Source organism: Corallococcus sp. CA049B (assembly GCF_003611685.1).
Taxonomy (GTDB): Bacteria; Myxococcota; Myxococcia; order Myxococcales; family Myxococcaceae; genus Corallococcus; species Corallococcus coralloides.
On the sequence record NZ_RAWC01000393.1, the window covers coordinates 1 to 3,302 of the forward strand.

Genomic DNA, 3,302 nt, shown 5'->3' on the forward strand with positions numbered 1-3,302 from the left:
CCCCCGGCGGCGGGACGACGCAGCCGGGCACGGGCACCCCGCCGGACACCGGGCTCACCGGCGGCGAAGTGGTGGGCATTGGCGGCGCGGCCCTCTTCGTCGTCCTGGCGCTCGTGGCGGCGCGCAAGCTCTTCGGCAAGAAGCGCGTGCCGGAGGCCCCCCGCAAGCCGGAGGAGGCGCCCCAGCTGCCCGCGGAGCGCCCCGAGCTGCGCGTGGAGCTGCCGCCCAACGAGGCGGAGCTCGCCCGGCGCCGCGACCTGGATGACGCCCACGCGCGCATGGACGAGCTGCGCCGTGAGCGCGAGACGGCCTCGTTCGCCGCCCACGCCGCGAAGGACCCGGCGGAGAAGGCCCGGCTGGAGGCGCAGGTCCGCGCCCTCAAGGAGCGCGAGGAAGAAGCCAAGCGCGTCGAGTACCGCGCCAAGAAGGCGCTCGACGACGAGACGCGCGAGCGCCGCAAGCGGGAGCAGGTGGAAGCGGTGCGCCTGCGCGATGAGGCCATCGCCCAGGAGGCCGCCCAGGCGGAGGCCGCCCGTCAGGCCGAGGCCGCCGCGGCGCGCGCCAAGGTGGAGGCGGAGGGCGGCCGCACGCTGGCGCAGGGGCTGGACCGCACGAAGAACCAGGGCTTCATGGCGCGGCTCAACGGCCTGTTCGGCGGCCAGCGCACCATGGACGAGTCCGTCCTGTCGGAGCTGGAAGAGATTTTGTTCACCGCCGACATCGGCGTGCGCACCGCGGACCACCTGGTGGAGGTGGCGCGCGACAAGCTCAAGCGCGCGGAGCTGAAGGACCCGGAGCGCATCAAGGGCGCCATCCGCGACGAGGTGGCGCGCATGGTGGACCTGCCCGTGCCGCGCTCGCTGGAGGGCGGTGGCCCGCCGCACGTGGTGATGGTGGTGGGCGTCAACGGCGCCGGGAAGACCACGACCATCGGCAAGCTGGCCGCGCAGCTCACCGGCCAGGGCAAGAAGGTGGTGCTCGCCGCGGGTGACACCTTCCGCGCCGCCGCCACGGAGCAGCTGGACGTCTGGGCCGAGCGCGCGGGCGCCCAGTTGGTGAAGGGCCCGGACGGCGGCGACCCGAGCGCCGTCATCTTCGAGGCGGTGAAGAAAGCCCAGACGGAAGGCGCGGACGTCATCATCGCGGACACCGCGGGCCGGCTGCACACCAAGGCCCCGCTCATGGAGGAGCTCAAGAAGGTCAAGCGCGTGATGGACAAGGCGCTGCCCGGCGCGCCCCATGAAGTCCTCCTCGTGCTGGACTCCACCAACGGGCAGAACGCCATCCAGCAGGCCAAGCAGTTCCACGAGGCCGTGGGCATCAACGCCATCGCGCTCACCAAGCTGGACGGCACCGCCAAGGGCGGCGTCATCATCGGCATCTGCGACGAGCTGAAGCTGCCCGTGGTCTGGGTGGGCGTGGGCGAGAAGATCGCCGACCTGCGCCGCTTCGAGCCGCGCGAGTTCGTGCAGGCGCTGTTCGACTGAAGCGGCCCTGCCCCGGCCCTACTGGCCCATCAGCTGGGGCAGGAGCTGCTCCAGGAGCTGCTGCGTCTGGGCGTCCAGCTTCACGCCGCCCATGCCCATGTCGCCGCCCATGGCCTCCATCAGCCCCTGGAGGTCCGCCGCGCCCAGGTCCTCGTCGCCGTGGGACTCCTCCCACCAGCGCGTGCGCAGCTGCGTCAGCGCCTTCGCGTTCGCGGGGCTCGCCTTCGCCAGCTCCTGCGTGAAGCACGCCTTGCACGCCCACTTGAAGCGGTACGTGTCCACGTACGCGCGCAGGGCCTTGAAGAAGGCGCTGTCTCCCACGAGCTTGCGCGACGCGTGGTGCAGCAGCGGCGCCTTGCCGTAAACGAGCGCGCCGTACTCCAGCTCGCCGCCGTCGAAGTCGCCCGTGGGCCGGTCCGCGCGGCCGTCGCTTCCGCCCGTCATGCGGAAGAACTGGTAGGGCATCACCAGGGCTTCGTTGCGCAGGGACTCGGCGGCCTCCGGGCCGTGGGCCCACTCCATGTAGAGGAGCGCCGCGTACTGCGCCAGGGACTCGTCCACCACCGGGTCGTGGATGGGGTCCGAGCCCACGAGCCCCGCGAAGTACTGGTGCGCCACCTCGTGCGCCACGGTGAACTCCAGCGTGCGCTCCAGGGACGCGCCCACCTGCGAGCTCACCTGCGCCAGCATCCCCGCGCCGCCCTGCGCGTCCAGCAGCTCCTGGAAGGCCTCCATGCCGGGCATGCCCACCAGCATGGACAGCGGGTCCTGCTTCGCGCGGTAGAGGGACGTGCCCACCGTCACCAGCCCCGGGAACTCCATGCCGCCCGCGCCGCCGCTCAAGGGCGCCTGCACCACGCGGAAGTGGGTGTAGGGCAGCGGGCCCAGCCGCTTCTCGAACTCCGTCAGGGCCTGCGACGCGTACTTGAGCACGCGCTTGCCCACCGCCGCGTCCCGCGCCGCGAAGTGGCTCTCCACCGTGACGCCGTTCACCGTGGCGGTGGCGGACTGGTAGCCGCGCGTCACCAGCACCGGGAAGTCGCGCACCGCCGCCGCGGCGAAGCTGTAGCGCACCCGGCCGTCGCGCTCGGGCACCGCGCCCATGGGCGTCCCGGTGGCGTGCGCCGCCCAGCCCGACGGCACCGTGAGCGTGGCCAGCACGTGCGCGGGCTCGTACAGCGCCAGGTCCCCCGTGCCCTGCGGGCCGGCCCACGGCTGGCCCTGCTCATCCACCGGCGGCACCTGCGGCACCACGCCCACCAGGCTCACCACGTCCGCCGTGGCGGAGAACGCCCCGTGGTCATCCGAGCCGCCCTTCGCGCCGCCGCCCAGCAGCCCGCCCGAGCCCAAGAGCGACTCCGCGCCCGGCGCCGCCCTGGGCACCGTGCCCTTCAGCGAGACCTCCAGCGACACCGTGCCGCCCGGGGGCACCGGCGGCTCCACGGTGATGCGCTGCAACGTGGGCTCCGGCCCCAGCTCCAGCGCCACGGCCTTCCCGTTGAGCTTCGCGCCGGAGAGCGTCACCTGGCGGGAGCGGGTGTTGGGAGTGAGCCGCAGGAACAGCTCCGTCACCGGCTTGGGGCCCTTCGCCACCAGCTCCACCTGCACCTTGCCCCAGACGCGCCGCTCCTTCGGCTCCACCTCCAGCTGAACCCGGTAGAGCGGCACGGACTCCAGCGGCCCCAGCGCCTTCGCGGCCCGGTCCCGCTCCTCCGGCTTCAGGTGCTGGAGGCACAGCTGCACCTCCGGCGCCACGCTGCCCGCGCCCGGAATGGCGGCTGTCTCTTATACACCTCTGACGCTGCCGCCGATCGC

2 protein-coding genes are annotated in these 3,302 nt (G+C 73.1%); one reads left to right on the forward strand and one right to left on the reverse strand.

Going from position 1 to position 3,302, the window contains the following annotated elements:
- Positions 1 to 1,487, forward strand: a 1,487-nt coding sequence (gene ftsY / locus D7W82_RS38970; RefSeq protein ID WP_304988768.1) for a signal recognition particle-docking protein FtsY, incomplete at its 5' end; no start/stop codon positions are given.
- Between the two features lie 18 nt (positions 1,488 to 1,505).
- Here ftsY and D7W82_RS38975 read toward each other — a convergent pair.
- The gene (locus D7W82_RS38975; RefSeq protein WP_233588201.1) at positions 1,506 to 3,242 is read right to left on the reverse strand and encodes a M1 family aminopeptidase; all 1,737 of its coding nucleotides are present in this window, start codon (positions 3,240 to 3,242) and stop codon (positions 1,506 to 1,508) included.
- Between the last annotated feature and the right edge of the window lie 60 nt (positions 3,243 to 3,302).